The sequence below is a fragment of the Pseudomonas sp. 3-2 genome (assembly GCF_019710535.1).
In the GTDB taxonomy this organism is placed as follows: domain Bacteria; phylum Pseudomonadota; class Gammaproteobacteria; order Pseudomonadales; family Pseudomonadaceae; genus Aquipseudomonas; species Aquipseudomonas pharyngis.
The window spans coordinates 4,626,606-4,651,511 of sequence record NZ_CP081200.1 but is presented as its reverse complement, the minus strand read 5'-3'; the positions used below and the strand labels follow the sequence as shown (position 1 = coordinate 4,651,511).

Below are 24,906 nucleotides of genomic sequence, written 5' to 3'. Positions count from 1 at the left end.
GGTAGCAATGAGTGGCAACTTCCTCGCTCTGGCACAGCCGGGCGTGCAACAACTTTCGCCATACGTACCGGGCAAACCCGTGGACGAGCTGGCTCGCGAACTGGACCTGGATCCGGCGAGCATTGTCAAACTGGCGAGCAACGAAAACCCGTTGGGCGCGAGCCCGAAAGCGCTGGCCGCGATCCGCGAAGCGCTGGACGAGCTGACCCGTTATCCGGACGGCAACGGTTTTGCCCTGAAATCCCTGCTGGCCGAGCAGTGCCGTGTCGAGCTGAACCAGGTGACCCTGGGCAACGGCTCCAACGATATTCTCGAACTGGTGGCGCGCGCCTATCTGGCGCCGGGCCTGAATGCGGTGTTCAGCGAGCACGCGTTCGCGGTGTACCCGATCGCGACCCAGGCAGTCGGCGCTCAGGCCAAGGTCGTTCCGGCCAAGGATTGGGGGCATGATCTGCCGGCCATGCTGGCCGCGATCGACGCCAACACTCGCGTGGTGTTCATCGCCAACCCGAACAACCCGACCGGTACCTGGTTCGGCGCCGAAGCGCTGGACGAGTTCCTGCAGGATGTGCCGGAGCATGTGCTGGTGGTGCTGGACGAGGCCTACATCGAATATGCCGAAGGCAGCGATCTGCCGGATGGTCTGGATTTCCTCGCCGCTTACCCGAATCTGCTGGTCTCGCGCACGTTCTCCAAGGCTTACGGTCTGGCGGCGCTGCGCGTTGGCTATGGTCTGTCTACCCCGGTGGTGGCGGACGTGCTGAACCGGGTACGTCAGCCATTCAACGTCAACAGCCTGGCCTTGGCGGCGGCGTGTGCGGCGCTGAAGGACGAGGAATATCTGGCGCAGAGCCGGCAGCTCAACGAGTCCGGCATGCAACAGCTGGAAGCAGGTTTTCGTGAGCTGGGTCTGAGCTGGATTCCGTCCAAGGGCAACTTTATCTGCGTCGACCTCGGTCAGGTGGCGGCTCCGGTGTTCCAGGGCCTGCTGCGCGAAGGTGTGATCGTGCGTCCGGTGGCCAACTACGGCATGCCGAACCATCTGCGGGTGACCATCGGTCTGCCGGCGGAAAACAGCCGCTTCCTCGAAGCGCTGCGCAAGGTTCTGGCTCGTGGGTGATGTCACTGCGCTGCAATCTGCTGCACCTATGATCGGGCGCCTGGTGGTGGTCGGTCTGGGGTTGATCGGTGGTTCATTTGCCAAAGGCTTGCGTGAAAGTGGCGTGTGCCGCGAAGTGGTCGGGGTCGACCTCGACCCGCAATCGCGCAAGCTGGCGGTCGAGTTGGGTGTGGTGGATCGCTGCGAAGACGACCTGGTGAAGGCTTGCCAGGGCGCGGACGTGATCCAGTTGGCGGTGCCGATCCTGGCCATGGAAAAAGTGCTGGCCCGTCTGGCCGGCATGGACCTGGGGCAGGCGATTCTCACGGATGTCGGCAGCGCCAAGGGCAATGTGGTGCGCGCGGCGACTGAGGCGTTCGGCGGCATGCCGGCGCGTTTCGTGCCGGGGCATCCGATTGCCGGCTCCGAGCAGAGCGGGGTGGAAGCCTCCAACTCAGAGCTGTTCCGCCGTCATAAAGTGATTCTGACCCCGCTGGAGCAGACCGATCCGGCTGCCCTGGCGGTGGTTGATCGTTTGTGGCGCGAGCTGGGCGCCGACGTCGAGCACATGCAGGTCGAGCGTCACGATGAAGTGCTGGCCGCAACCAGTCATCTGCCGCACCTGCTGGCCTTCGGTCTGGTCGATTCGCTGGCCAAGCGCAATGAAAACCTTGAGATCTTCCGTTACGCTGCGGGCGGTTTCCGTGATTTCACAAGAATCGCCGGAAGCGACCCGGTCATGTGGCATGACATCTTTCTCGCCAACCGCGAGGCTGTCCTGCGCACTCTCGATACATTTCGCAGCGACCTCGACGCCTTGCGCGACGCGGTCGATGCAGGGGATGGGCACCAATTGTTGGGCGTCTTCACGCGCGCCCGGGTTGCCCGCGAGCATTTCAGTAAAATCCTGGCCCGCAGGGCCTATGTGGACGCTATGAATTCCAACGATCTGATTTTCCTGGCTCAACCTGGTGGCCGCCTGTCCGGTCGGATTCGCGTACCAGGTGACAAATCGATTTCCCACCGTTCGATCATGCTCGGTTCCCTGGCTGAAGGCGTCACCGAAGTCGAAGGCTTCCTCGAGGGCGAAGATGCCCTGGCGACCTTGCAGGCGTTCCGCGACATGGGCGTGGTCATCGAAGGTCCGCATCACGGCCGCGTGACCATCCACGGTGTCGGCCTGCACGGCCTGAAGCCTGCGCCGGGCCCGATCTATCTGGGCAACTCCGGCACTTCGATGCGCCTGCTGTCCGGCCTGCTGGCCGCGCAGGACTTCGACAGCACTCTGACTGGTGATGCGTCGCTGTCCAAACGCCCGATGAACCGCGTCGCCAACCCGCTGCGGGAAATGGGCGCCGTGATCGAAACCGCTGCCGACGGTCGTCCGCCGATGACCATTCGTGGCGGTCACAAGCTTAAAGGCCTGACCTACACCATGCCGATGGCCAGTGCTCAGGTTAAATCCTGCCTGCTGCTGGCGGGTCTGTACGCCGAAGGCAAGACCACCGTGACCGAGCCGGCTCCGACTCGCGATCATACCGAGCGCATGTTGCGCGGTTTTGGTTATTCGGTGAGCGTTGACGGTGCCACGGCATCGGTTGAGTCCGGCGGCAAGCTGACCGCGACCCACATCGAAGTGCCTGGCGACATCTCGTCGTCGGCGTTCTTCCTGGTGGCCGCATCGATCGCTGAAGGCTCGGAGCTGGTGCTCGAGCACGTCGGCATCAACCCGACACGCACCGGCGTGATCGACATCCTGCGTCTGATGGGCGCCGACATCACTCTGGAAAACCAGCGTGAAGTGGGTGGCGAGCCGGTAGCTGATCTTCGCGTACGGGCAGCTAAACTCAAGGGTATCGAGATTCCGGAAGCACTGGTTCCGTTGGCCATTGACGAATTTCCGGTGCTGTTCGTGGCGGCGGCCTGTGCCGAAGGGCGCACCGTGCTGACCGGCGCCGAGGAGCTGCGGGTCAAGGAATCGGACCGTATCCAGGTCATGGCGGACGGTTTGCTGGCGCTGGGCGTCAAGTGCGAACCGACCCCGGACGGCATCATCATCGACGGCGGCCAGATCGGCGGCGGCGAAGTGCATGGTCATGGCGATCACCGCATCGCGATGGCATTTAGCGTGGCCTCACTGCGCGCCACTGCACCGATCCGCATCCATGACTGCGCCAACGTCGCGACATCGTTCCCGAACTTCCTGGCGCTGTGCGCGCAGGTCGGCATTCGTGTGGCGCAAGAGGCTCAGTCGTGAACAACATTGCACCGGTCATCACCATCGACGGGCCAAGCGGCTCGGGCAAAGGCACCGTAGCCGGGATTCTGGCCAAGCGTCTGGGCTGGAACCTGCTGGACTCCGGTGCGCTGTATCGCCTGCTGGCATTTGCTGCGCACAACCATGGTGTCGACCTGACCAATGAAGAGCTGCTGAAGAAACTGGCGGCTCATCTGGATGTGCAGTTCATCGCGGCGACCGACGGTCAGCTGCAACGCATCATTCTGGAAGGTGACGAAGTCAGCGATGTCATCCGCACTGAAAGCGTCGGATCCGGCGCTTCCCAGGTGGCAGCGTTACCCGCCGTGCGCGAGGCGCTGCTGCAGCGCCAGCGTGCTTTCCAGGAATTCCCGGGTCTGGTGGCTGACGGTCGCGACATGGGTACGGTGGTATTTCCGAACGCGCCATTGAAGATTTTCCTGACCGCCAGCGCCGAGGAGCGGGCGCGCCGCCGATATTTGCAGTTGAAGGGCAAAGTCGAGGGTGTTAGTCTGTCGAGTCTGCTAGATGAGATCCGTGCGCGCGACGAGCGTGATACCCAGCGAGCGGTGGCCCCGCTCAAGCCGGCGGCTGACGCCATACAGCTGGATTCCACGGAGTTGTCCATCGATCAGGTGCTTGAACGCATCATGAGCGAGATCGCCATTCGCGATATCGCCGGGTGACCAAGAAGGTTGCAGGGGACCAGTCATAGTCCTGTGGCGCTTCTTTTAAATGAAACTAACCCACATTGTCTGGGATGTGGAGATGGGCGTATTTTTCGCCCTAATCAACAGGAATTAAAATGAGCGAAAGCTTTGCGGAACTCTTTGAAGAAAGCCTAAAGACCCTGAACCTTCAGGCAGGCTCCATCATCACCGGTGTTATCGTTGATATCGATTACCAGGCTCGCTGGGTAACCGTTCACGCTGGCTTGAAGTCCGAAGCACTGATCCCGCTGGAGCAGTTCTACAACGACGCTGGCGAACTGAACATCAACGTCGGTGACGAAGTTCACGTTGCGCTGGACTCGGTTGAAGACGGTTTCGGTGAAACCAAGCTGTCCCGTGAAAAAGCCAAGCGCGCTGAATGCTGGATCGTTCTGGAAGCAGCCTTCGCAGCTGAGGAAGTGGTCAAGGGCGTTATCAACGGTAAGGTTAAAGGCGGCTTCACTGTCGACGTTAACGGCATCCGTGCGTTCCTGCCAGGTTCCCTGGTTGACGTCCGTCCAGTGCGCGACACCACGCACCTGGAAGGCAAAGAGCTGGAATTCAAGGTCATCAAGCTGGACCAGAAGCGCAACAACGTTGTCGTTTCCCGTCGCAGCGTCCTGGAAGCCGAGAACTCCGCCGAGCGTGAAGCTCTGCTGGAATCCCTGCAGGAAGGCCAGCAAGTCAAAGGTATCGTCAAAAACCTCACCGATTACGGCGCATTCGTCGATCTGGGTGGCGTGGACGGCCTGCTGCACATCACCGACATGGCCTGGAAGCGCATCAAGCATCCTTCCGAGATCGTCAACGTTGGTGACGAAATCGACGTCAAGGTTCTGAAATACGATCGCGAACGCAACCGTGTTTCCCTGGGCCTGAAACAACTGGGCGAAGATCCATGGGTTGCTATCAAAGCCCGTTACCCAGAAGGCACTCGCGTTACCGCTCGTGTAACCAACCTGACCGACTACGGCTGCTTCGCTGAGCTGGAAGAAGGCGTTGAAGGTCTGGTACACGTTTCGGAAATGGACTGGACCAACAAGAACATCCACCCTTCGAAAGTCGTACAAGTCGGCGACGAAGTGGAAGTCATGGTTCTGGACATCGACGAAGAGCGTCGTCGTATCTCCCTGGGCATCAAGCAGTGCAAGTCGAACCCATGGGAAGACTTCTCTGGCCAGTTCAACAAGGGCGACAAAATCTCCGGAACCATCAAGTCGATCACCGATTTCGGTATCTTCATTGGTCTGGACGGCGGCATCGACGGTCTGGTTCACCTGTCCGACATCTCCTGGAACGAAGTGGGCGAAGAAGCCGTACGTCGTTTCAAGAAGGGCGACGAGCTGGACACCGTTATCCTGTCGGTTGACCCGGAGCGTGAGCGTATCTCCCTGGGTATCAAACAACTGGAAAGCGATCCGTTCTCCGAGTACGTCTCGGTTAACGACAAAGGCGCAATCGTGACTGGCACCGTGAAAGAAGTTGACGCCAAAGGCGCCATCATCGTTCTGGCCGACGATATCGAAGCGACTCTGAAAGCCTCCGAAATCAGCCGTGACCGCGTTGAAGACGCGCGCAACGTTCTGAAAGAAGGCCAGCAAGTAGAAGCCAAGATCATCAGCGTTGATCGTAAGAGCCGCGTAATCCAGCTGTCGATCAAATCGAAAGACGATGCTGAAGAGAAAGAAGCCATCCAGAGCCTGAAAGCAGCTCCGGAAGGCGAAGCAGCTGACACCACTATGGCGGCACTGCTGCGTCAAGCAATGGCCAAACAGAACTGAGTTCTGTCTGATCATCAAAAAGGGCGACTTCGGTCGCCCTTTTTTGTGCCTGCGATTTAGTGGGGGACTGCTTTCCGGTCAATCGGTGAAACCATTCCCTTCGCCGGGAGGTCTGTTTCTTTAATCGGATCAATCGTCTATTCGCGTCTAGGCTTAGGCTGAAGATCGCAGTAGTCGGGCAGGCGCCTGGCATAAGGAAGTGAATGAACAAGCTTATAGTTCTGTTGGGTTTGCTGGTGTTGGCAGGCTGTACTACCAGCGCCAAGACCCATGCGGTGCGTGGAGTGAGTGGCATCGAGGTTGACTGCTCCGGCTTGGGTTCAGGCTGGGAAAGGTGTCAGAAACGCGCTGCCAAGGAATGCAAGGGGGCAGGTTACAAGGTGATCACGCGTTCTGATGATGCTCGGGATGAAGATGGGTTTCCCTTCGGCTTCAATCCTGCCGGCTACGTCACTCGCACCATGTTGGTGATTTGTCGGTGAGTGTCGCTCAGGCTGCAATTCGATGCCCTGTAACCGGGCGTTGTAGCGAGTTGAAAGATATGTCAAGTCCTGGGCTGTTCAAAATCTTCCGGGCGTGCTAAAACCTTTCAAGCGCTGACCTAGCTGCTTGAAAAAGAAGGGAAAAATATGACGAAGTCGGAGTTGATCGAACGAATTGTCACCCATCAAGGGCTGCTCTCATCCAAAGATGTGGAGTTGGCCATCAAGACCATGCTTGAGCAAATGTCCCAATGCCTGGCTACTGGAGATCGTATCGAGATCCGTGGTTTTGGCAGCTTTTCCTTGCACTATCGTGCGCCGCGCGTCGGTCGTAATCCAAAGACCGGTCAGTCCGTCAGTCTGGACGGTAAATTCGTTCCGCATTTCAAGCCAGGCAAAGAGCTGCGCGATCGCGTGAATGAAGAAGAGGAGGAGGGGGCTTGACGGTCACCGTTACGCAAGGAGTTGCTCATGAGTAATCTCAAGCGCATTTTGTTTTCCGTTTTAATTCTATTGCTTGTATTGGCGATCCTTGCGTTCGTTCTCGAAAATCAGCAATCGGTTTCCCTGTTGTTTCTTGGCTGGGCGGGGCCGCAACTTCCGGTATCAGTGATCACGGTTGGTGCATTGCTGGCGGGTATGCTGATCGGGCCTGTTTTTGGCTGGTTTCTGGGACGTTCGTCCAGGGCTTCACGCAAGCGCCTTGTCTGATTGCGACATGGAAGGAAAGGCGAACCAAACTTTAGCCACAGCTTGTCTATATCCATTAGTAAAACGTTCATTAAGCTGTAAAATGCTGCGCTCGTCCGATAGTGGCATATTCCCACGTCGGTACAGACTGACTCTGGTCAGAAGCCCCGGCTGGATTGATGGCTTTTGCTTTTATGGATTAGACAGCGCTCGGTTGGCGGCCCTGTCAGCAACTCAAGGGTATGGTTTCGCGTGAAAATTCTAGTAACCGGCGGCGCCGGGTTTATCGGCTCAGCTGTTATCCGTCATATCATTTCCAACACTACCGACGCAGTGGTAAACGTCGACAAGCTGACGTATGCCGGTAACCTTGAGTCGTTGGCCGAAGTCAGCGGAAACTCGCGTTACACGTTCGAGCGCGTCGATATCTGCGATCGTGAGCAGATCGACCGTGTCCTGCGTGAGCATCAACCGGATGCGATCATGCATCTGGCCGCAGAGTCTCACGTCGATCGCTCCATCTCGGGTCCTTCCGAGTTCATTCAGACCAATATCATTGGTACTTACACGCTGTTGGAAGCGGCACGCCATTATTGGACTGCGCTGGATGATGCGCGCAAGGCCGCTTTCCGCTTTCACCATATCTCGACGGACGAAGTTTACGGCGACCTCGAAGGTCCGGAAGATCTCTTCACTGAAACGACTCCCTATCAGCCAAGTTCGCCGTATTCGGCAAGCAAGGCCAGCTCCGACCATCTGGTCCGTGCCTGGGCTCGTACTTATGGTTTGCCGACGCTTGTGACCAACTGCTCGAACAACTACGGTCCTTGCCACTTCCCTGAAAAGTTGATCCCGTTGATCATTCTCAATGCGCTGGAAGGCAAGCCGTTGCCGGTCTATGGCAAAGGAAACCAGGTACGTGACTGGCTTTATGTCGAAGATCACGCGCGTGCGCTTTACAAGGTCGTGACCGAAGGCGTCATTGGCGAGACGTATAACATTGGCGGTCACAACGAGAAGCAGAATATTGAAGTTGTGAACACTCTCTGTGCTCTTCTCGACGAATTACGTCCCGACTCTGCGCATCGTCCGCATGCGAACTTGATCACTTACGTTCAGGATCGTCCAGGTCATGATCAGCGCTATGCCATCGATGCCAGTAAAATCCAGCGTGAACTGGGCTGGACACCGGAAGAAACTTTTGAAACCGGCATTCGCAAGACCGTCGAGTGGTATCTGAACAATAATGAATGGGTCGCTCACGTCAAAAGCGGAAGCTACCAGCAGTGGATCGACCAGAATTACGCTGATCGTTCGAACAAAGTATGAAAATCCTCCTGCTTGGAAAAAATGGTCAGGTTGGGTGGGAGCTGCAGCGCTCCCTTGCCCCGCTTGGTGAGTTGGTAGCGCTGGATCGTCATGCTGTTGATGGTTTGTGCGGCGATTTGTCGGATCTGGACGCGTTGCGTGCGACAATCCGCCAGCTCAAGCCCCATGTCATTGTCAACGCGGCTGCATACACCGCAGTCGACAAGGCCGAATCCGAAGTCGAGTTGGCCGATCGCGTCAACGGCGATGCCAGTCAAGTCATGGCTGAAGAGGCGGCTTTGCTGGATGCCTGGCTGATTCATTACTCAACCGATTACGTGTTCAGTGGTGAGGGTTCTGCGTCATGGCAGGAGACCGATGCGGTCGCACCGGTCAATCATTACGGTGCAAGCAAGCTCGCCGGTGAGCAGGCAATCGCTGCGTCGGGCTGCAAGCATCTGATCTTTCGAACCAGTTGGGTCTATGGTGCTCGCGGCAATAACTTCGCCAAGACCATGCTTCGACTGGCAAAAGATCGCGAAACACTCAGTGTGATTGCCGATCAGATAGGGGCTCCTACAGGGGCTGACCTGATCGCCGATGTCACGGCAATCGCGATTCACAAGGTGCTTCAGCAGCCGGAGCTGGCGGGTGTGTATCACCTCGCAGCGAGCGGCGAAGTATCGTGGTACGGCTATGCAAGCCATGTCATCGCGTTCGCTCGGGACAATGGCGAGCAGCTTGCAGTTACTGCGATCAATCCGATCGATACGACTGCATATCCGACACCCGCTCGTCGGCCTCTGAATTCACGTTTGAATACTCAGAAGCTGCGCGATAATTTTTCTCTACACTTGCCGGATTGGCAAAGTGGTGTAACCCGAATGCTTAGGGAAGTTCTTAATAAATGACCACGACAAATCGTAAAGGCATCATTCTCGCCGGTGGTTCGGGTACGCGCCTGCACCCGTTGACCCTTGGTGTTTCCAAGCAGATGCTGCCGATCTACGACAAGCCGATGATCTTTTATCCGCTGTCAGTGCTGATGCTTGCCGGGATGCGTGAAATTCTGATTATTTCAACCCCGGAAGATTTGCCTTGTTTCCGTAAACTATTGGGCGATGGGAGTCGTTACGGAATCAAGCTGACTTATGCCGAGCAGCCAAGTCCGGACGGTCTGGCGCAGGCCTTCATCATTGGTGAAGAATTCATCGGAAAGGATCCTTGCTGTCTGATCCTGGGCGATAACATCTTTTATGGTCAGCACTTCTCTGACAACTTGCGTTCGGCCAGCTCTCAACAGCACGGCGCGACTGTATTTGGTTATCACGTCTCTGATCCCGAGCGTTTTGGTGTTGTGGAATTTGATGCGTCCGGTCGCGCGTTGAGTATTGAAGAGAAGCCACTGAAGCCAAAATCCAGCTATGCGGTTACAGGTCTTTATTTCTATGACAATCAAGTCGTGGAGATCGCGAAGAACATCAAGCCTTCCGAGCGGGGAGAGCTGGAAATCACTGATGTGAACCGCGCCTACCTGGAGCAAAAATCCCTGAATGTCGAGATGCTCGGTCGCGGCTTTGCCTGGCTGGACACAGGTACTCACGACTCTTTGCTTGAAGCCAGTCACTTCGTTCATACCATTGAGCAGCGTCAGGGTTTGAAAGTGGCCTGCCTGGAAGAAATTGCGTACCACCATGGCTGGATCACCGCCGATCAGTTGGCTGAGCAAGCTGATGCATTGAAGAAGACGGGCTACGGTCAATACCTGCAGAAGTTGCTGGACTCGCCTTCTCACTGATTCGAATAACAAAGCGTTTTCGGGTGAGAAAGTTAAAATCGGTGCAAGCAGGAAGGCTATGCCAGTAAAACATCCCAAGGTTGCGGTTTTGCTGGCGGCCTTCAATGGAATGCAGTGGATCGAAGAGCAACTCGATTCGATTCTTCGACAGTCCGGTGTAGACCTGAGCGTCTATATCAGTGTTGATCCCTCGACTGATGGTACCGAGGCCTGGTGCCTAGCCTATGCGGCCAGGTGCCAGAGTGTTCATGTGCTCCCTGGCGTCGGTGCGTTCGGTGGTGCCGCACGCAACTTTTTCAGATTGATCCGTGATGTATCCCTCGAAGAATACGACTACATCGCGTTCTCCGATCAGGATGATGTCTGGTATCGGGACAAGCTCGAGAGGGCGATCGGCGAAATTCAGGCGCGAGGCGTGGATGCCTACTCCAGCAATGTTGTCGCGTTCTGGCCGGATGGCCGCACACAACTGCTGGACAAGGCTCAGCCCCAAACCTCCTGGGATTTCCTGTTCGAGGCCGCTGGGCCGGGATGTACATACGTCTTCACTCGTGAGCTGATGCATTCACTCAAGGCCGCCATGCTGGGCAGCTGGAGCGACTTGCAGAATGTCAGTCTCCACGATTGGTATTTTTACTCTTTCGCACGTAGCCGTGGATTTCTCTGGTTCATCGACGCGCGTCCCTCCATGGATTATCGCCAGCATGAAAGTAATCAGGTAGGCGCAAACGCCGGCATCGGTTCTCTGATCATGCGTTACAAGACCATTCATGACGGGTGGTGGTTTTCTCAGGTCAGGCAGATCGTTCGGCTGGTGGGGCTTGAGCGGAATTCATTTGTCGAGCCTTGGCTGCCTTTGGGGCGCCGGCAGCTGATAAAGCTCTCGTTCAGTGCCAGAGACTGTCGGCGCAGGGCACGAGACAAGCTGTTTTTCTTTTGCATCTGTTGGGCTACAGCGCTGGTTGGAAGCAAGGCTAAATGATCGGTACTCAAGTTTTGGTGACCGGCGCGACCGGGTTTGTCGGAGAGGCGCTCGTGTTTCGACTGCTGCGCGACAAGGTATTCAGCCCTGTTGCTGCTGTGCGCGGCGAAACCAGGTTGAGTGGTCTGTGCCGGGTTGTGGCATTTGACATGGGTGACAGGGCCCTGCTGCCTCCTCTGGCTGGCATTGACGTGGTTGTTCATTGTGCCGCGCGAGTGCATGTGATGAATGATTTGGCAGAGGGGGCTCTTGAGCGGTTTCGCAAAATCAATGTCGAAGGGACTGTTCGTCTGGCACGCAGTGCAGCTGAAGCTGGCGTTAAAAGATTCATTTTCGTCAGTTCGATCAAGGTCAACGGTGAAATGACCCTGCCGGGAGTTGTCTTCAAGGCGGACGATCTACCGGCGCCGCTCGATCCTTACGGCCTATCAAAAAGCGAAGCAGAGGACGCCTTGCGAGCAATCAGCGTCGAAACGGGTATGGAGGTCGTCGTCATCCGGCCGCCATTGGTCTACGGCCCCGGTGTCGGGGCCAATTTCCTGAGCATGATGCGCTGGCTTGAACGAGGTACTCCGCTGCCGCTTGGGGCGATACATAACCATCGCAGCCTTGTTGCGCTTGAGAATCTGGTGGATTTGCTCAATGTCTGCATCAGTCATCCAGAGGCGGCGGGAAACACCTTTCTGGTCAGTGATGGAGAAGACTTGTCCACCACTCAATTGCTCAGACGCATGGCGAGTGCCCTGGGTGTAAAGCCTCGCTTGCTGTCGATTCCTTCCTGGGTATTGAAGACGGGCGCATCGCTGATCGGTCGTGCTGATCTCGCGCAGCGATTGTGTGGGTCATTGCAGGTCGATATCAGTAAAACCATCGATAGGCTGGGATGGTCGCCTGTCATTGGCGTCGACGATGCGTTGAAGCGAACGGCGTACCAGTATCAATCGCGGCAGCGTACTTGAGTGGAGACGTGTGACCGTTGATGGCCTTTGCCTGCTACATCGGCATTGGCAAACTGCCACCCTTTTTCTAACGATGGTGGCTTGATACCCTACGCGCCGCCACCGCGGCGCTCATCTGCAATATTCACGTTATCCATGTCTTGTCGGGGCTGACGGTCCTGCTTCCAGCGTTTGCAAAGCGATAATGTCACTGGGCTATCAAATGGCAATGTTTCGTCGTTATAATTGCAAATTTTGCGCAGCTGGAAGTGGCGCATGAGCCGTTCCGAGGGCGCGCTCCTTGCCCGTCGAATGCTCGCTCGTGTTGAACGAATCGGCACAGGTGAAATTTTCTCCTTTAAGCAACGGAGTGCTCGGTGGTAGCCCCTCTTTTCCCGGATGTTCAAAACAGCAGTCCGGATCACCGCATTGTCGACCGGCTTCAGCAGGAACCAGGTGGTCCTTCCGGACGCGTCGCCGTTCTGTTGTGCACCTTCAATGGCGAGCGTTTTTTGGCACAGCAGCTGGAGTCCATTGCGCGACAAAGCTATCCCCACTGGTTTGTCGTGGTGTCAGATGATAGTTCTGACGACTCTACCCTGGAATTATTACGCGAATACGCCGAGCGCTGGGGAGAGGGCAAACTGTCGATTCGCCAGGGACCGGGACGTGGATACGCCGCCAACTTCCTTTCGCTGACCTGTGACCAATCCATCGAGTCCGATTTCTATGCCTGGGCCGATCAGGATGATATCTGGCAAGAAAACAAGCTGGAGCGTGCTCTGTGCGAGCTTCAGGGCACCTCCCCACAGGAGCCGGCTCTTTACTGTGGCAGGACCGAATTGATCGATGAGGAAGGGGCACCAATAGGTTTGTCTCCTCTGTTTGAGCGTCCCGTCGGATTTGCCAATGCGCTAGTGCAAAGCGTGGGAGGGGGCAACACAATGGTCTTCAATCAGGCTGCCCGTATGCTGTTCCTGCAGGCAGGCTCCAGTCTGGACATCGTTTCGCATGACTGGTGGGCGTATCTCCTCGTCTCAGGTGCTGGAGGGCGAGTCACTTACGACGTTTGTCCAACCATTCTCTACAGGCAGCACGGAGCAAACCTCATCGGCTCTACATCGGGCCTGATGGCGCAATTGAACAGAGTACGGATGCAGTTCCGCGGTCGTTTCCGTGGGTGGAATCAAAAGAATATTGCGGCGCTGGAGTCGACCAGATTCCAGTTGAATGAAGAAAGCCGGATGAGGCTGGATCTGTTTCAGCGGGCGCGAAATTCTCGCGGATTGGCGCGGATCATCTGGTTACGGCGATCTGGCGTCTACCGGCAATCCTTATGGGGCAACCTTGGGCTGCTTTTGGCGGCGGTATTCAATGGAATCTGATACGCAGTCGGACTTGGCCTTTTTCAGGAAGAGTGTTGTGGTAATTCAAGTGATGGCAGGACGAGAGAGTTTGCTGAGGAATTTAAACTCCCTCGGATTTATTGAGGTTTTGAGACAATGCTGAACTTTTCTGCTTCGCCAAAGGAGATGCTCAATAGCATCTGGCGCAACAAAGGTCTCATCCGGGCGCTGGTGCAGCGGGAGATCGTTGGGCGTTACCGCGGGTCGATCATGGGCATGCTGTGGTCACTGTTCAATCCGATTGTGATGCTGGTGATTTACACATTCGTATTCAGCGTCGTGTTCAAAGCCCGATGGAGCGTCGATAGCAGTTCGAAAACCGAGTTTGCGCTCATGTTGTTTGCGGGCCTGATCGTTTTCAATCTGTTTGCCGAGTGCATAAACAGAGCCCCGGGTCTGATTATCGGCAACGTCAACTACGTGAAGAAAGTGGTGTTTCCGCTGGAAATACTTCCATGGGTTACGCTGGGCGCGGCCATGTTTCACTTTCTCGTCAGCCTCAGTGTCTGGCTGATTGCTTATCTGATTTTCTTCGGAAAGCTTCAGTACACCATTCTGTTGCTCCCGGTATTTCTGGCTCCTCTGATCATTTTTGTTGTCGGCCTGGTCTGGTTTCTCGCCTCAATGGGCGTGTACCTGCGAGATGTCAGTCAGATCATCGGTGTCTGCACTTCCGTCCTGATGTTTCTTTCACCGATTTTTTATCCGATCACGGCGCTGCCTGAAGAATACCGGCATCTGCTCTTTTTGAACCCCCTGACCCCGGCAATTGAAGATACCCGGGCTCTGCTCTTCAGGGGTGAACTGCCGAGTCTGATTCACTTGGGTTTCTACTATATCGCTGCAGCTCTTGTCTTTTGGCTAGGATTTGCGTGGTTCCAAAAAACGCGTAAAGGGTTCGCCGATGTCCTCTAATACCGCCATTGCCGTCAACAACCTGAGTAAGTGTTTCCATATTTACGACAAGCCGAGAGATCGGCTGATGCAGATGTTCGCACGCGGACGCAAGCAATATTTTCGTGAATTCTGGGCCCTGCAGGATGTTTCGTTCACCATCAACCGAGGCGAAACGGTTGGTATCCTCGGGCGAAACGGTAGCGGTAAATCGACACTTTTGCAGATGATTTGCGGCACGCTCAATCAGACACACGGCGACATCATGACTCATGGTCGTGTCGCAGCCTTGCTGGAGCTGGGTTCCGGATTCAACCCTGAATTCAGTGGTCGCGAAAACGTGTACATGAATGCTGCCGTACTTGGCCTGACACGAGACGAGACTGAAGCCCGTTTTGCCGAGATCGAAGCCTTTGCGGAAATCGGCGAATTCATCGATCAGCCGGTCAAGACCTACTCCAGTGGCATGATGGTGCGCCTGGCTTTTGCCGTGGCGATCAATGTTGACCCGCAAATCCTGATTGTTGATGAAGCGCTGTCGGTCGGCGATGAATTGTTCCAGCGTAAATGCTTCGCGCGGATCGAGGCGATCAAGGCGAGTGGCGCGACCATCCTGTTTGTGTCGCATTCCGGGAGTGCCGTCATCGAACTGTGTACGCGGGCGATTCTGCTGGATAAGGGCGAGAAGCTCGCCGAAGGTGTGCCCAAGGTCATTGTCGGCCAGTACCAGAAGCTGCTGTACGCGCCTGCGGACAAAGTTGCGGAAATCCGCGAATCGATTAAGACCGGTGTGCTCGAGCGCCTTGAACTCCAGCGCGAGGCCAAGCGCACCGAGGTGGCAGTCGAGGCGTCACAGGCGAAGGACAACGGACTTGAGGAGTACTTCGATCCTCATATCGTTTCCAAAAGTGTGATGTCCTACGAATCTCACGGCGTGCTGATCAGCGAGCCGCGCATCCTCAATGCGGCCGGCAAACAGGTTAACTGTCTCAAGCGCGGTGACAGCTACCGTTATACCTATCGCGTAGCTTTTTCGACGGGGGCGGGGGCTGTTCGCTTTGGCATGATGATAAAAACGCTCGCCGGTATCGAGATCGGTGGCGCGGCGAGCGCGGCGAGCGCTCAGGACGCCATCGCCTACGTGGCAGCTGAAGCTGAAGTCGATGTTGAATTCGAGTTCGAGTGCAATTTGAACCCCGGAACGTATTTCCTCAACTCAGGAGTGGTCGGTGTCGTAGGGGAAGCGGAGACCTATCTGCATCGTTTAATCGATGCCTGCCTGTTTCGCGTTCTGCCGGAGACTGCGATCACAGCAACCGGGACAGTAGATTTCAAATGTATCCCAGCTTTTACCATTTCAAGTGTTGAGCATAATTAATCTTATGGATCATAAACAAATAGTCGTAGTTCTGGGCATGCACCGAAGCGGTACGAGTGCCATTACGCGTGGTTTGAAAGTCCTTGGTGTCGATCTGGGCGATAACCTGTTGCCTGCCGAGTCGGGCAATAACGAAAAAGGCTTTTTTGAAGACGCAACGATTACCGCTTACAACGAAGAGTTGCTGGCGGATCTGGGGCACGCCTGGGACAGTCTGCTTCCCATTCGCCGGGAAGAGCTGGACTCGCCGGTCGCGCAGAGCCACAAGGCGCGAGCAATCGAGCATCTGCGCGATAAGCTCAATGAGATCAAGTGTTTTGGTGTAAAAGACCCGCGGATGTCCCGACTGCTGCCATTTTGGCAGGAGATCTTTGCCGAACTGGGTCTGCAGGTCAGCTATGTCATTGCTTTCCGTAATCCGATAAACGTTGCGCATTCATTGGTCAAACGGAACGAGTTTGAAGTTGAGAAAGGCTACTTTCTCTGGCTTGAGCACATGCTGTTCAGCTTGAAATACAGCCAGGGAGCATCGCGCGTTTTTGTAAATTACGAGTTGATGCTTCAGGAACCCGAGAAGCAGCTGCGACGCATGTCTGAGTCGCTGGGGTTGCCGTTTGACCCGCAGGGCTCCGAGTTCCTGGAATATCAGAGCAACTTTCTCCAGCGGTCGCTGCAGCACAACAGCTTTACGCTGGACGAGCTCAAAAAGGATTCCGCAGTACCGGCCGATGTCTTGAACCTCAGCCTTCTGCTATTGGAACTCTCGCGTGATGAGCGTGCAGATGACCAGGCGGTCGTCAGCACTGTCAACAGCCTTTGCGAGGCGATGAACGAACGTTTGCCTGCCTATCGACTCATGCGTCGTTTCGATGAAAACAACGCTGATCTGAATGTGCAACTGAGGCTGAAAGAACAAAACATCACGACGCTTGCCGCCGACTACGGCGAACTTGATAAACGACACGAAGCGTTGAAGGCCGATTACTCAAACCTCGACGGACACCGTCGTTGGCTCGAGACTGAGTATGGTGTTTTCAAGACGTCTCTTTCAGACGCGGAGCTATCAATTGAGAGCCTTGAGGCTGACCTGCGTCGTTATTCTTCTGGACGCTTTTTGCTGAAATCCCTTGTCTCGCGCATTGCAGAGCGGTTCGGTCTTCGCTATCGAGATGATCATCCGGCTCAGAGCGAGCTGTTCGATGCCGCTTACTACCTCAGTACCTACAAAGATGTTCGGGCGGCGGGTGTCGACCCGTTGCAGCACTATCTTGAGCAGGGCTGGCGTGAGGGGCGTGACCCGTCGGCAGGATTTTCCACCAAGTCCTATCTCGACAACTATCCGGACGTGCGGTTACGCCGTATCAATCCGCTGATCCATTATTTGCGCCACGGGTACTACGAAGGCCGGTCGATCCACGACACCAAAGGTCGTAACTACCATCTATCCCGCAAGGTCGGCCGCCATCGCGTCGCCATACAACTGTTGAATCTGCTTGCGCAACAGCCGCAGCTGCTCAGCCGTTTTGTACGCGAAGCTCGCCGTGGCGGTTTGCGTCATGCACTGGCTATTGCAGTCCGCAAGCTCAAGCTCAGCCAGAAGCGACTGGCGTTGAATCAGGTTTCAAAACCGCTTGGCGACGCCGCATTGACTGAGTACGAAGTACTCAAAGTGGTGCCTTACTACCTGGATCCTTACCTGCCAGAGGCACCAACAACAGCGCCTGGAATGGTTGCCGTTCATCTTCATTTGAGCGGTGAGCAATTGTCGGGCCATTGGCTCAGCTACCTCAAAAATGTCCCGGTCGAATTCGATCTGTTCATTTCTCGCAGCAGCGGCGATAGCTCGAAGTTTGACGACAGAGCGTTGCGTGCAGCAGTGCCTCTGTTGCGCAAGTTGGTCGTTGAGGTTGTCCCTGGGCAGGTTGGAGCGATTGCTGCGCTGATTGTCCAGTTCGGCAGTCGATTGAAAGCTTACGACGTAATAGCGCACTTCCATGACGAAGCCGGCAGCGCCGATAACGATGATGGTTCGGGGTTGAAAGAGCGCCTGGAGCTACTATGCGGTTCCCCTGCCAATGTCGGGCAGATTCTTCAATTGCTCGATGGGGACGCGAAGGTTGTATATCCCGTCGACACCCGACCTGAGTCTGCCATCTACCACCAGGCTGGCTGGACTGATGCCGGAAACGTGATTGCCACGGCTCTGGAAAAGTACCGCGAGATCGATGCGACTACTTTCCCTAGTGCGCAATTCCCTCGAGTCGGGCTGTTCTGGGCACGGGTTGGCACTATCAGTGACCTGCTGCAGTTGCCATTGCAATTCGAGCACTTCGCGAGCAGCGAAGACGCCGTTGCCGGCGATCTGCTGAGCCGTTCGCTGGAACGCCTGATACTGGTCAATACGACCACCAGTGAGGGACGTAACTATCAGTTGGAAGCTCCGCAGATTTCGCATGAGCCTCGGGAATATTACGAGCCACAGGTTGATTACTCTGCGAGCATCACACACGACACCATCAAGGTGCTGGCGTACTACCTGCCGCAGTTTCATCCGACACCCGAGAATGATGAATGGCACGGCACCGGATTTACCGAGTGGTACAAAGTCCGTTCGGCCAATCCGTTGTTCTATGGTCATTATCAGCAACATGTCCCGCACGAGGACATCGGTTACTACCATCTTGACGGCCCGGCCAGGTTGGAACAGCAGGCTGAAATGATGAAGAAGTCAGGTGTTCACGGCCTGATTTTCTATCATTACTGGTTTACCGGCAGAATGATCCTCGAGAAGCCGGCACAGATGCTGCTGGATAATCAGCAGATCGATATGCCGTTCTGTTTCTGTTGGGCGAACGAGAACTGGACTCGCCGCTGGGATGGTAATGAGGCGGAAATTCTGCTGGGACAGGTCTATTCGAAAGAAGACGCCCGTGGTTTTATTCGCTATCTCATCCCGTTCTTCAAGGACGAGCGCTATATCAAAGTAGATGGGCGTCCGATGTTGCACGTGTATCGTCCATCCTCGATCGAGCATATCGACGAATACTTGGCTGTGTGGCGCGAAGAGTGCGAGCGCGAGGGCCTCAAGGCACCATACATGGTGGCGACGCTGACGCGCGGTGCGACAAATCCGCAAGACCATGGCATGGACTCTGCCGTCGAACGGGTACTGCATGACTGGACTGCCGACGCGGTTCAGGACACTCGCAGCCAGTTGCGCCCTTACTGGCCTCTGGAAGGTAACGTCATTAACTACAGCGAAGTTGCCGATCACTACATGGGGCAGGATCTGGGCAAGGATTTCACGCTGTTCCGGTCGCTGGTTCCAACCTGGGATAACACTGCTCGTTACGGTAACCGGGCGTACGTGCTTAACCACTTCACTACGGAAAAATTCCAGAGCTGGATGGAGTATCTGGTGGATTACTCCGAGCAGAACCTGCCGGAAGATCGCCGCTACGTAGTGGTAAACGCCTGGAACGAATGGGCTGAGGGGGCGCACCTTGAGCCCGATACCCGCTTTGGTTACGGCTACCTCAACTCCATCGGACGTGCATTGTCCGGCCAGTCGTTTTCGGCGACCACCAATTGTGTCCTGCCAGCAGAATTGAAGCTGAATGTCGTGCTGACACCTGAAGCCGTGGCACGCCTGGAGGCTGAACCTGAGTTGCGCCGCAAGTTCCTGACATGCCTTGCCAATTCAGGGGCGTTCAAGGCTTGCTCGGTTTCTGTCGAAAACGCAGAGCTTCACCAGGCGTTGCAGGGACAAGGTGTGAAAATCTCCGGTCATGTGCCTGCCGAATCTGACTTCACGCTGCGCTTCAGTGATATTTGCCTGTTCCCTGCAACGGCCGTCGAGTCGTTGCTGAAAATGGCGAAGCGGCACGAGGGTTATTCCGTGTCGGCCAGTTTGCGAAACGATCCGTCGTTCGTGCAGGGCGAAGGCACTGCCAACTTCAGTATCGAGGCTGATCAAGTTGCCTGCATGGAATTGCGCCCGAATGCTCCGGCGATCGGCTACAAGATATGCTGCGAAGCCTCATGTTTCCGACTGTTGCCGGAGGACGGTGTCCACGGTTCTGCGCTCGATACCGTATCGACAATTGTGCGCTACCACCGTCGTGGTGACCGGGCATCGCTGATCAATGCACTTCTTTCGTTGATCGCTCAGTCCGGTAGTCAGGTGTTGCCTGTTCTGGCTATCCAGGACATGGATGACGAGGAAATTGCAACACTTGAAACGCAACTCGCTCAATTGCCGTGGAGTGAACATTGTGCTCCGGTGATTCGTCGTTACTTCTCGACGGAGCAAACGCCGGACCTGCGTTCGTTGATGCTCAATGACGCGCTTAAAGCAGTCGGTAGTGGTTACGCAGCATTTCTTGATTATGACGACATGCTGTTTCCGTGGGCTTACAGCTCACAACTGGAACAGATCAAGTCGAGTGGCAAAAATGCAACCTTTGCACGTGTCTACTCCACCATGGTGGATTCGGCGACTGGTTGCATCGTCAAGCGTGAAAAGATTTTCGATTACGGCGATAACTACCGTGATTTCGTCGAACATAACCACGCGCCGCTGCACAGTTTCCTCCTCGATCTGAACAAGTGCGATCTGGAAGCCGTCACGTACTTTGATGATATGAAGTACATGGAAGACTATTATCTGACCCTGCAGTTGTTCACGCGCGACGGGACGGATTGGGCATCACTGCGTACCTGTGATTTTATCGGTGATTACATTCACCGGATCGGTTGCGATACCCATACGCTTGCGCTGACCGATGAGCAACAGCGTGCTGACTTGCTGGCTAGTGAGTCTTACCGGATCTGCGAGGCTCGCATCAAGGCCCTGCGTGATCGCCTGTTGCCCCACGCTTAGAGCAGAAGGCCCGCCAGTTGCTGGCGGGTCTTGTAGTCTGATTCGAATAAGGTTAATCGTATGAGCAAGGATCTGGTTTTTCACGCTACCGCCATCAGTGCGTCGGCAAGAGCTCAGGTAAAGGGGCAAAAACCGGCTGTTATCTGGCTGACGGGTTTGAGTGGCTCGGGCAAGTCGACGATCGCCAATGCTCTGGAGCAGGCACTCGTGGCCAAGGCCCGGCACACATTTCTGTTGGATGGCGACAACTTGCGCATGGGTTTGTGCAAGGATCTGGGTTTTACCGATGCTGATCGGGTCGAGAATATTCGACGTGTTGCAGAAGTGTCGAAGTTACTCATCGACGCCGGGTTGATCGTGATTACCGCGTTCATTTCCCCGTTTCATCGTGATCGCGCCATGGCGCGTGACGTCATCGGCAATGAAGCATTTGTCGAAGTCTTTATCGACACCTCGCTGGAAGAGTGTGAGCGACGCGATCCGAAAGGACTCTACAGCAAGGCAAGAGCGGGCCAGATCAAGAACTTCACCGGGATCGACTCTGCCTATGAGGCACCGGTCAATCCGGATATTCGCATCAACACTGTTGCCGAAGAACTGTCCGAATCCATCGCAAGAGTACTGGAATACCTGGATAAAAGGTTTGATCAATGAAAACCCTCGTCATCATTGGCGCTGGTTTCAGCGGTGCAGTAACGGCAGCACAATTCTTGCGTCGCAGCCTCTCCGATGTCCGAGTCGTACTCATCAACCGCTCCGGGACCATGGCGCGAGGATTGGCGTACGGCACCAACAGCCCGTTACACCTGCTCAATGTGCCTGCGGGGAATATGAGTGCGGACGTCGATGATCCTGAGCACTTTCTGCGCTTCTGCCAGGCGAGGGATCCTGCCTGCACGGCATCGTCATTCATTCCGCGCAAGATTTATGGAGAGTATCTGACGTCGGTTCTGGATGATGCCGAAAAGCATTGCTCGAAGAGCGTGCGGTTGGAACGACTAGTTTCCGAAGTGCATTCAATAAAGGCACAAGGTGCGCAAGGCGTTGTTGAGTTGGCCGGCGGTGAAAAAGTTATCGCGGATCGAGTGGTGCTCGCGTTTGGTAACTTTTCACCTGTTGATCTGGATTGTTTTACATCTCACGTTGAATCTGATCTTTATGAATCTGACCCTTGGGCGATCAGTAAAGCAGCCACTCCAGATGTCGACTTACCGATTCTGCTTGTGGGGGCCGGGCTAACCGCGCTCGACGTTGCGCTCGGACTGATACATGAAGGGCATCGGGGGCCAATTCATATGCTCTCGCGTCGCGGTTTGTGCCCTGCTCCTCATCGTGCAAGCCGTAACGCTGAGCTGCTGTCTACGGACATCGTTGCTAAGTTAATGAGCACTGCGTCAACCGTACGTAGTTACATGCGGGTAATTCGTACTGAAGTCGATTTGTGTGAGCAGCGGGGTGTTGACTGGCGAGATGTTCTGGGTGCATTGCGGCCCATTACTCCTACGTTGTGGAAACGTCTGCCCAACATCGAGCGTCAACGGTTTCTGCGGCACCTCCAGGCTTATTGGGATGTTCATCGCCATCGAGTGGCCCCGGAGGCGTACAGCCGCTTCGAGAGGGCTCAGTCGCGCGGGCAAATTCGCTCAATAGCGGGACGGATCAAGGCTGTAACAACTTGTGCAGAAGGCATGAATATTGATATTCAAGCAAGAGGCGAGCAATCCGTTACAAGCTTGAAAGTTGCCAAAGTCGTAAATTGTACAGGACCTAACACCAATCTTAGGCGGGTTGAGGATCGTTTGATCCGACAGCTGGAGCGCGATGGTCTTTTGAAGGTCGATGCGTTAAACCTTGGGTTGTGTGTTAGCAGTGAATTGGCCGTGCTAAGTCAGCAGGGAAAGGCGTCCGATTGGTTGTTCTATATAGGGCCTATGTTAAAGGCGGACTATTGGGAGGCTACCGCTGTACCAGAGTTGCGTCAGTATGGAAAAGTATTGGCGTTAAAACTGATTGTGGATTTTGAGCTGGGCTCTTGACTGGATGGTTTGCTTATAGATACCCATCGCCCCCTCCCCATCCCCTCCGTTTATCCCTTTATATGTACCGAACACCTGTTAATCAAGTGTTCGGTACATGGAACTCTTGATCAAGGGGTTATTTCGAAGGGGTAGGCAGCACGCAATGACTGCGCTGATCAATGAGTTCTTTAATGAGCAGGCAAATCAACATTAGGCTTATCATGTCACCTGCCAATAGAACCCTGTAGCCCGATTCATATGCTGTCGGAGAAAGACCTACCAGAGTCGTAACTGCGGTATGCAGGAGCAGGAAGAAAGTGGCGAGATAGAAGCTCGCGTCATTTTCTAACAGTTGTTTCATGATGTAGATCATGCTGACAAGGGAAAGAATACTAAGCGTGTAGGACAAAAAGTACTCCAGGCCGAGTCCTGTGCTTGCGTAGCGCAGGGAGTAATACTCATTTGTTCCTATGTTGAAGATGTTAGAAAAAATACTTCCTTGGAATACTCCGATCGCCATCAATACAAAGGCAATTTTTTTGAATTTGAATTGTTTTTGAAAGGCAAGCATCGTTATTAGTATTCCGATCGCTTTTGGGTATAGATTTCTTGTGTCGGTGTAGTGGGCGTTGAAAACATCAAAGCCAGTCGAGATTTTCTTTATTATATTGTAGTCATTGAATTCTGGCATGTAGCGCAATTCGGAGACGAGGCGCAGGTAGTTCCCTGGGGCGGTGATAAGAAACGCAAATCCAATGGCAACGATTACCAGTAGTGTGCTTCTATATGCTAATGAACTCTTTTTGTCCCATAATAAAGAAACGGTAAACAGTGCGAGTGTTGATATGCCGGCCTGCTCGGACTGTGATGCGATCAGTGCGAGAGGAATGGCGAGAAATTTCTCGGGGGTAGAGAATAACGAGGGGCGCATGAATGTTGCGCATACAAAAACTGCTGCTGAAATCGGAAGCAAGTAGTTATAAAATCCGGTCACGTAATATATGGTGGTGTCGAGGATGTTGTGGCCTGTTAACAGCATTAAAGCCATGCAGATCGGAATGCCATAGCGGAAGTCGATTGTCTTGGAAAAGAAAACTCTCCAGGTGGCGTAGATGCTAAGTAGCAATAAAGTAGGTATTGCCAGTTTCCAGAACGCAGAATAGGCGATCGTGGTGTACATGACTGCTTCAATAACGATCCTACCTGTCCAGACGTTGTAGCGCCTGGCTAAATAGTGGAGCGGTGATTCGCCTGATGTGGCAACTGATAGAAAAGTTACATCGTCGGAAAAAGGTTTGAGTTCCAGAGTTAGAAAGAAGTACAAGTAGAACAAGGCAATAAATAACACAAAGGCCAGTGTCTTTTGGGTGTTGGAATCAATTTGCTGTGCAGACATTTTCGCCTCCGTAGTGAATTAAGCCCTTCGAGTCTTCAATGAAGATTTTTACTTTTTCACCATACCGCTGGCTCAGGTTGCGCCCTATTGCTGATGCGTAAAAACCGTGCAAGTGGAAATCACTGTGAATTTTTAGAAAGTCACTGACATCTTTTCTTTGCAGGCGCCGTGTTGTCAGTTTTATAGAACCGCCTGGCCCGGTGGCAAATAGGTGGATTTTTGTCGCGCTGTCAGGCCGGTCCAATAGTGCCCAGCCATTTACAGTTATCCAGTATTTTCCAGTTGTGCACTGATCAAAGTTAACCTTCAGTGCGGGAATATAATTTTCTTCTGGTGGGAGTGGTGCAGGGATAGTTGTGTTGTTGGCAATAAAAAAAATAACACCAACTGCCATGGAGAGCAGAAGAGCTAAGCCATAACTAAGCGGTGAGAACAAGGCGTTTGTGACGCGCTTGTTGATGGGGGTGGTCGGCACTTGTTGTGTCCTTGTGTAGTGTCTTTTTTAATCGATATCTGTTTTTTTGTTGAATACAAATTTTTTGTTCAGAGCGTAAAAGCTGATGGTGTAAGAAATCATGGCAAATACTTGCGCGATTTTCGGATCCAGGCCCGCCAGGCGATACCCGGAGATCAACACCAGCTGGTTGATTCCAAAAGCAATGCCGAAAGCAACAATGAACTTCGGTATCGTGCTTCGATCAGTGGTGGATTGGTTGAACACAAAAGTCTTGTTGAGGATGAACGCGGCTATCAAGGCAATGACATAGCCAATGGCGTTCGCATAGGAAGGGTTCATGTCCAGCAATGTGACAAGTAGCAGGAAAACGCCATAGCCGATGGCCGTATTGGCGACGCCTGCAAATATGAATTTGAGCGGTTGCATTGTC

At 54.6% G+C, this 24,906-nt stretch carries 21 protein-coding genes; 18 read left to right on the top strand and 3 right to left on the bottom strand.

Going from position 1 to position 24,906, the window contains the following annotated elements; translation table 11 throughout:
* Window positions 1–7: 7 nt before the first annotated feature.
* From hisC to K3819_RS20910, 18 genes are all read left to right on the top strand, one after another.
* Window positions 8–1,120 (top strand): histidinol-phosphate transaminase, encoded by a 1,113-nt coding sequence (hisC, locus tag K3819_RS20995; protein ID WP_007950914.1) that lies wholly within the window; start codon window positions 8–10, stop codon window positions 1,118–1,120.
* Window positions 1,121–1,148: 28 nt separating this feature from the next.
* A complete protein-coding gene (locus K3819_RS20990) occupies window positions 1,149–3,356 on the top strand; it encodes a bifunctional prephenate dehydrogenase/3-phosphoshikimate 1-carboxyvinyltransferase (RefSeq protein WP_256575372.1) in 2,208 nt (735 codons plus the stop codon).
* Complete coding sequence (cmk, locus tag K3819_RS20985) at window positions 3,353–4,042, top strand: (d)CMP kinase (RefSeq protein ID WP_064598429.1); 690 nt, start codon at window positions 3,353–3,355, stop codon at window positions 4,040–4,042. Before K3819_RS20990 ends, cmk begins: the two co-directional genes overlap by 4 nt.
* 119 nt (window positions 4,043–4,161) lie before the next feature.
* Complete coding sequence (rpsA, locus tag K3819_RS20980) at window positions 4,162–5,847, top strand: 30S ribosomal protein S1 (RefSeq protein WP_039770554.1); 1,686 nt, start codon at window positions 4,162–4,164, stop codon at window positions 5,845–5,847.
* Between the two features lie 203 nt (window positions 5,848–6,050).
* Complete coding sequence (locus tag K3819_RS20975; RefSeq protein WP_085612169.1) at window positions 6,051–6,329, top strand: hypothetical protein; 279 nt, start codon at window positions 6,051–6,053, stop codon at window positions 6,327–6,329.
* 147 nt (window positions 6,330–6,476) lie between these two features.
* Entirely contained in the window at window positions 6,477–6,773 is a 297-nt protein-coding gene (gene ihfB, locus K3819_RS20970) for an integration host factor subunit beta (RefSeq protein WP_007950920.1), read from the top strand.
* Between the two features lie 27 nt (window positions 6,774–6,800).
* On the top strand, window positions 6,801–7,040 hold the full coding sequence (locus K3819_RS20965; protein WP_221397880.1) for a LapA family protein: 240 nt from the start codon (window positions 6,801–6,803) through the stop codon (window positions 7,038–7,040).
* A 231-nt stretch (window positions 7,041–7,271) separates the two neighbouring features.
* Entirely contained in the window at window positions 7,272–8,348 is a 1,077-nt protein-coding gene (rfbB, locus tag K3819_RS20960) for a dTDP-glucose 4,6-dehydratase (protein ID WP_221397879.1), read from the top strand.
* Window positions 8,345–9,238, top strand: a complete 894-nt coding sequence (gene rfbD, locus K3819_RS20955; RefSeq protein WP_221397878.1) for a dTDP-4-dehydrorhamnose reductase — start codon at window positions 8,345–8,347, stop codon at window positions 9,236–9,238. The genes rfbB and rfbD overlap by 4 nt, the downstream gene beginning before the upstream one ends.
* Window positions 9,235–10,125, top strand: coding sequence for a glucose-1-phosphate thymidylyltransferase RfbA (gene rfbA / locus K3819_RS20950; protein ID WP_085612172.1), 891 nt, complete (start codon window positions 9,235–9,237; stop codon window positions 10,123–10,125). Before rfbD ends, rfbA begins: the two co-directional genes overlap by 4 nt.
* 58 nt (window positions 10,126–10,183) lie before the next feature.
* Entirely contained in the window at window positions 10,184–11,107 is a 924-nt protein-coding gene (locus K3819_RS20945) for a glycosyltransferase (protein WP_085612173.1), read from the top strand.
* Window positions 11,104–12,066 carry an SDR family oxidoreductase gene (locus tag K3819_RS20940; RefSeq protein WP_221397877.1) on the top strand — a complete coding sequence of 321 codons (963 nt, stop codon included), beginning with the start codon at window positions 11,104–11,106 and terminating at the stop codon, window positions 12,064–12,066. The genes K3819_RS20945 and K3819_RS20940 overlap by 4 nt, the downstream gene beginning before the upstream one ends.
* Window positions 12,067–12,422: 356 nt before the next feature.
* Window positions 12,423–13,430 carry a glycosyltransferase family 2 protein gene (locus K3819_RS20935; protein ID WP_085612175.1) on the top strand — a complete coding sequence of 336 codons (1,008 nt, stop codon included), beginning with the start codon at window positions 12,423–12,425 and terminating at the stop codon, window positions 13,428–13,430.
* A gap of 117 nt (window positions 13,431–13,547) precedes the next feature.
* Complete coding sequence (locus tag K3819_RS20930) at window positions 13,548–14,366, top strand: ABC transporter permease (protein WP_085612176.1); 819 nt, start codon at window positions 13,548–13,550, stop codon at window positions 14,364–14,366.
* Complete coding sequence (locus K3819_RS20925) at window positions 14,356–15,723, top strand: ABC transporter ATP-binding protein (protein ID WP_221397876.1); 1,368 nt, start codon at window positions 14,356–14,358, stop codon at window positions 15,721–15,723. The genes K3819_RS20930 and K3819_RS20925 overlap by 11 nt, the downstream gene beginning before the upstream one ends.
* 4 nt (window positions 15,724–15,727) lie before the next feature.
* The gene (locus K3819_RS20920; RefSeq protein WP_221397875.1) at window positions 15,728–20,605 is read left to right on the top strand and encodes a glycoside hydrolase family 99-like domain-containing protein; all 4,878 of its coding nucleotides are present in this window, start codon (window positions 15,728–15,730) and stop codon (window positions 20,603–20,605) included.
* 60 nt (window positions 20,606–20,665) lie between these two features.
* Window positions 20,666–21,259 carry an adenylyl-sulfate kinase gene (cysC, locus tag K3819_RS20915; protein ID WP_221397874.1) on the top strand — a complete coding sequence of 198 codons (594 nt, stop codon included), beginning with the start codon at window positions 20,666–20,668 and terminating at the stop codon, window positions 21,257–21,259.
* A complete protein-coding gene (locus tag K3819_RS20910) occupies window positions 21,256–22,641 on the top strand; it encodes an FAD/NAD(P)-binding protein (RefSeq protein ID WP_221397873.1) in 1,386 nt (461 codons plus the stop codon). The genes cysC and K3819_RS20910 overlap by 4 nt, the downstream gene beginning before the upstream one ends.
* 118 nt (window positions 22,642–22,759) lie before the next feature.
* On the opposite strand, the gene K3819_RS20905 is transcribed toward K3819_RS20910, so the two are convergent.
* From K3819_RS20905 to K3819_RS20895, 3 genes are read right to left on the bottom strand one after another with little or no spacing between them, the layout of a single operon-like run.
* Complete coding sequence (locus K3819_RS20905) at window positions 22,760–24,019, bottom strand: hypothetical protein (RefSeq protein WP_085612180.1); 1,260 nt, start codon at window positions 24,017–24,019, stop codon at window positions 22,760–22,762.
* On the bottom strand, window positions 24,000–24,494 hold the full coding sequence (locus tag K3819_RS20900) for a hypothetical protein (protein ID WP_143492943.1): 495 nt from the start codon (window positions 24,492–24,494) through the stop codon (window positions 24,000–24,002). The genes K3819_RS20905 and K3819_RS20900 overlap by 20 nt, the downstream gene beginning before the upstream one ends.
* A 27-nt stretch (window positions 24,495–24,521) precedes the next feature.
* Window positions 24,522–24,902 (bottom strand): GtrA family protein, encoded by a 381-nt coding sequence (locus K3819_RS20895; RefSeq protein ID WP_085612181.1) that lies wholly within the window; start codon window positions 24,900–24,902, stop codon window positions 24,522–24,524.
* Window positions 24,903–24,906 lie beyond the last annotated feature (4 nt).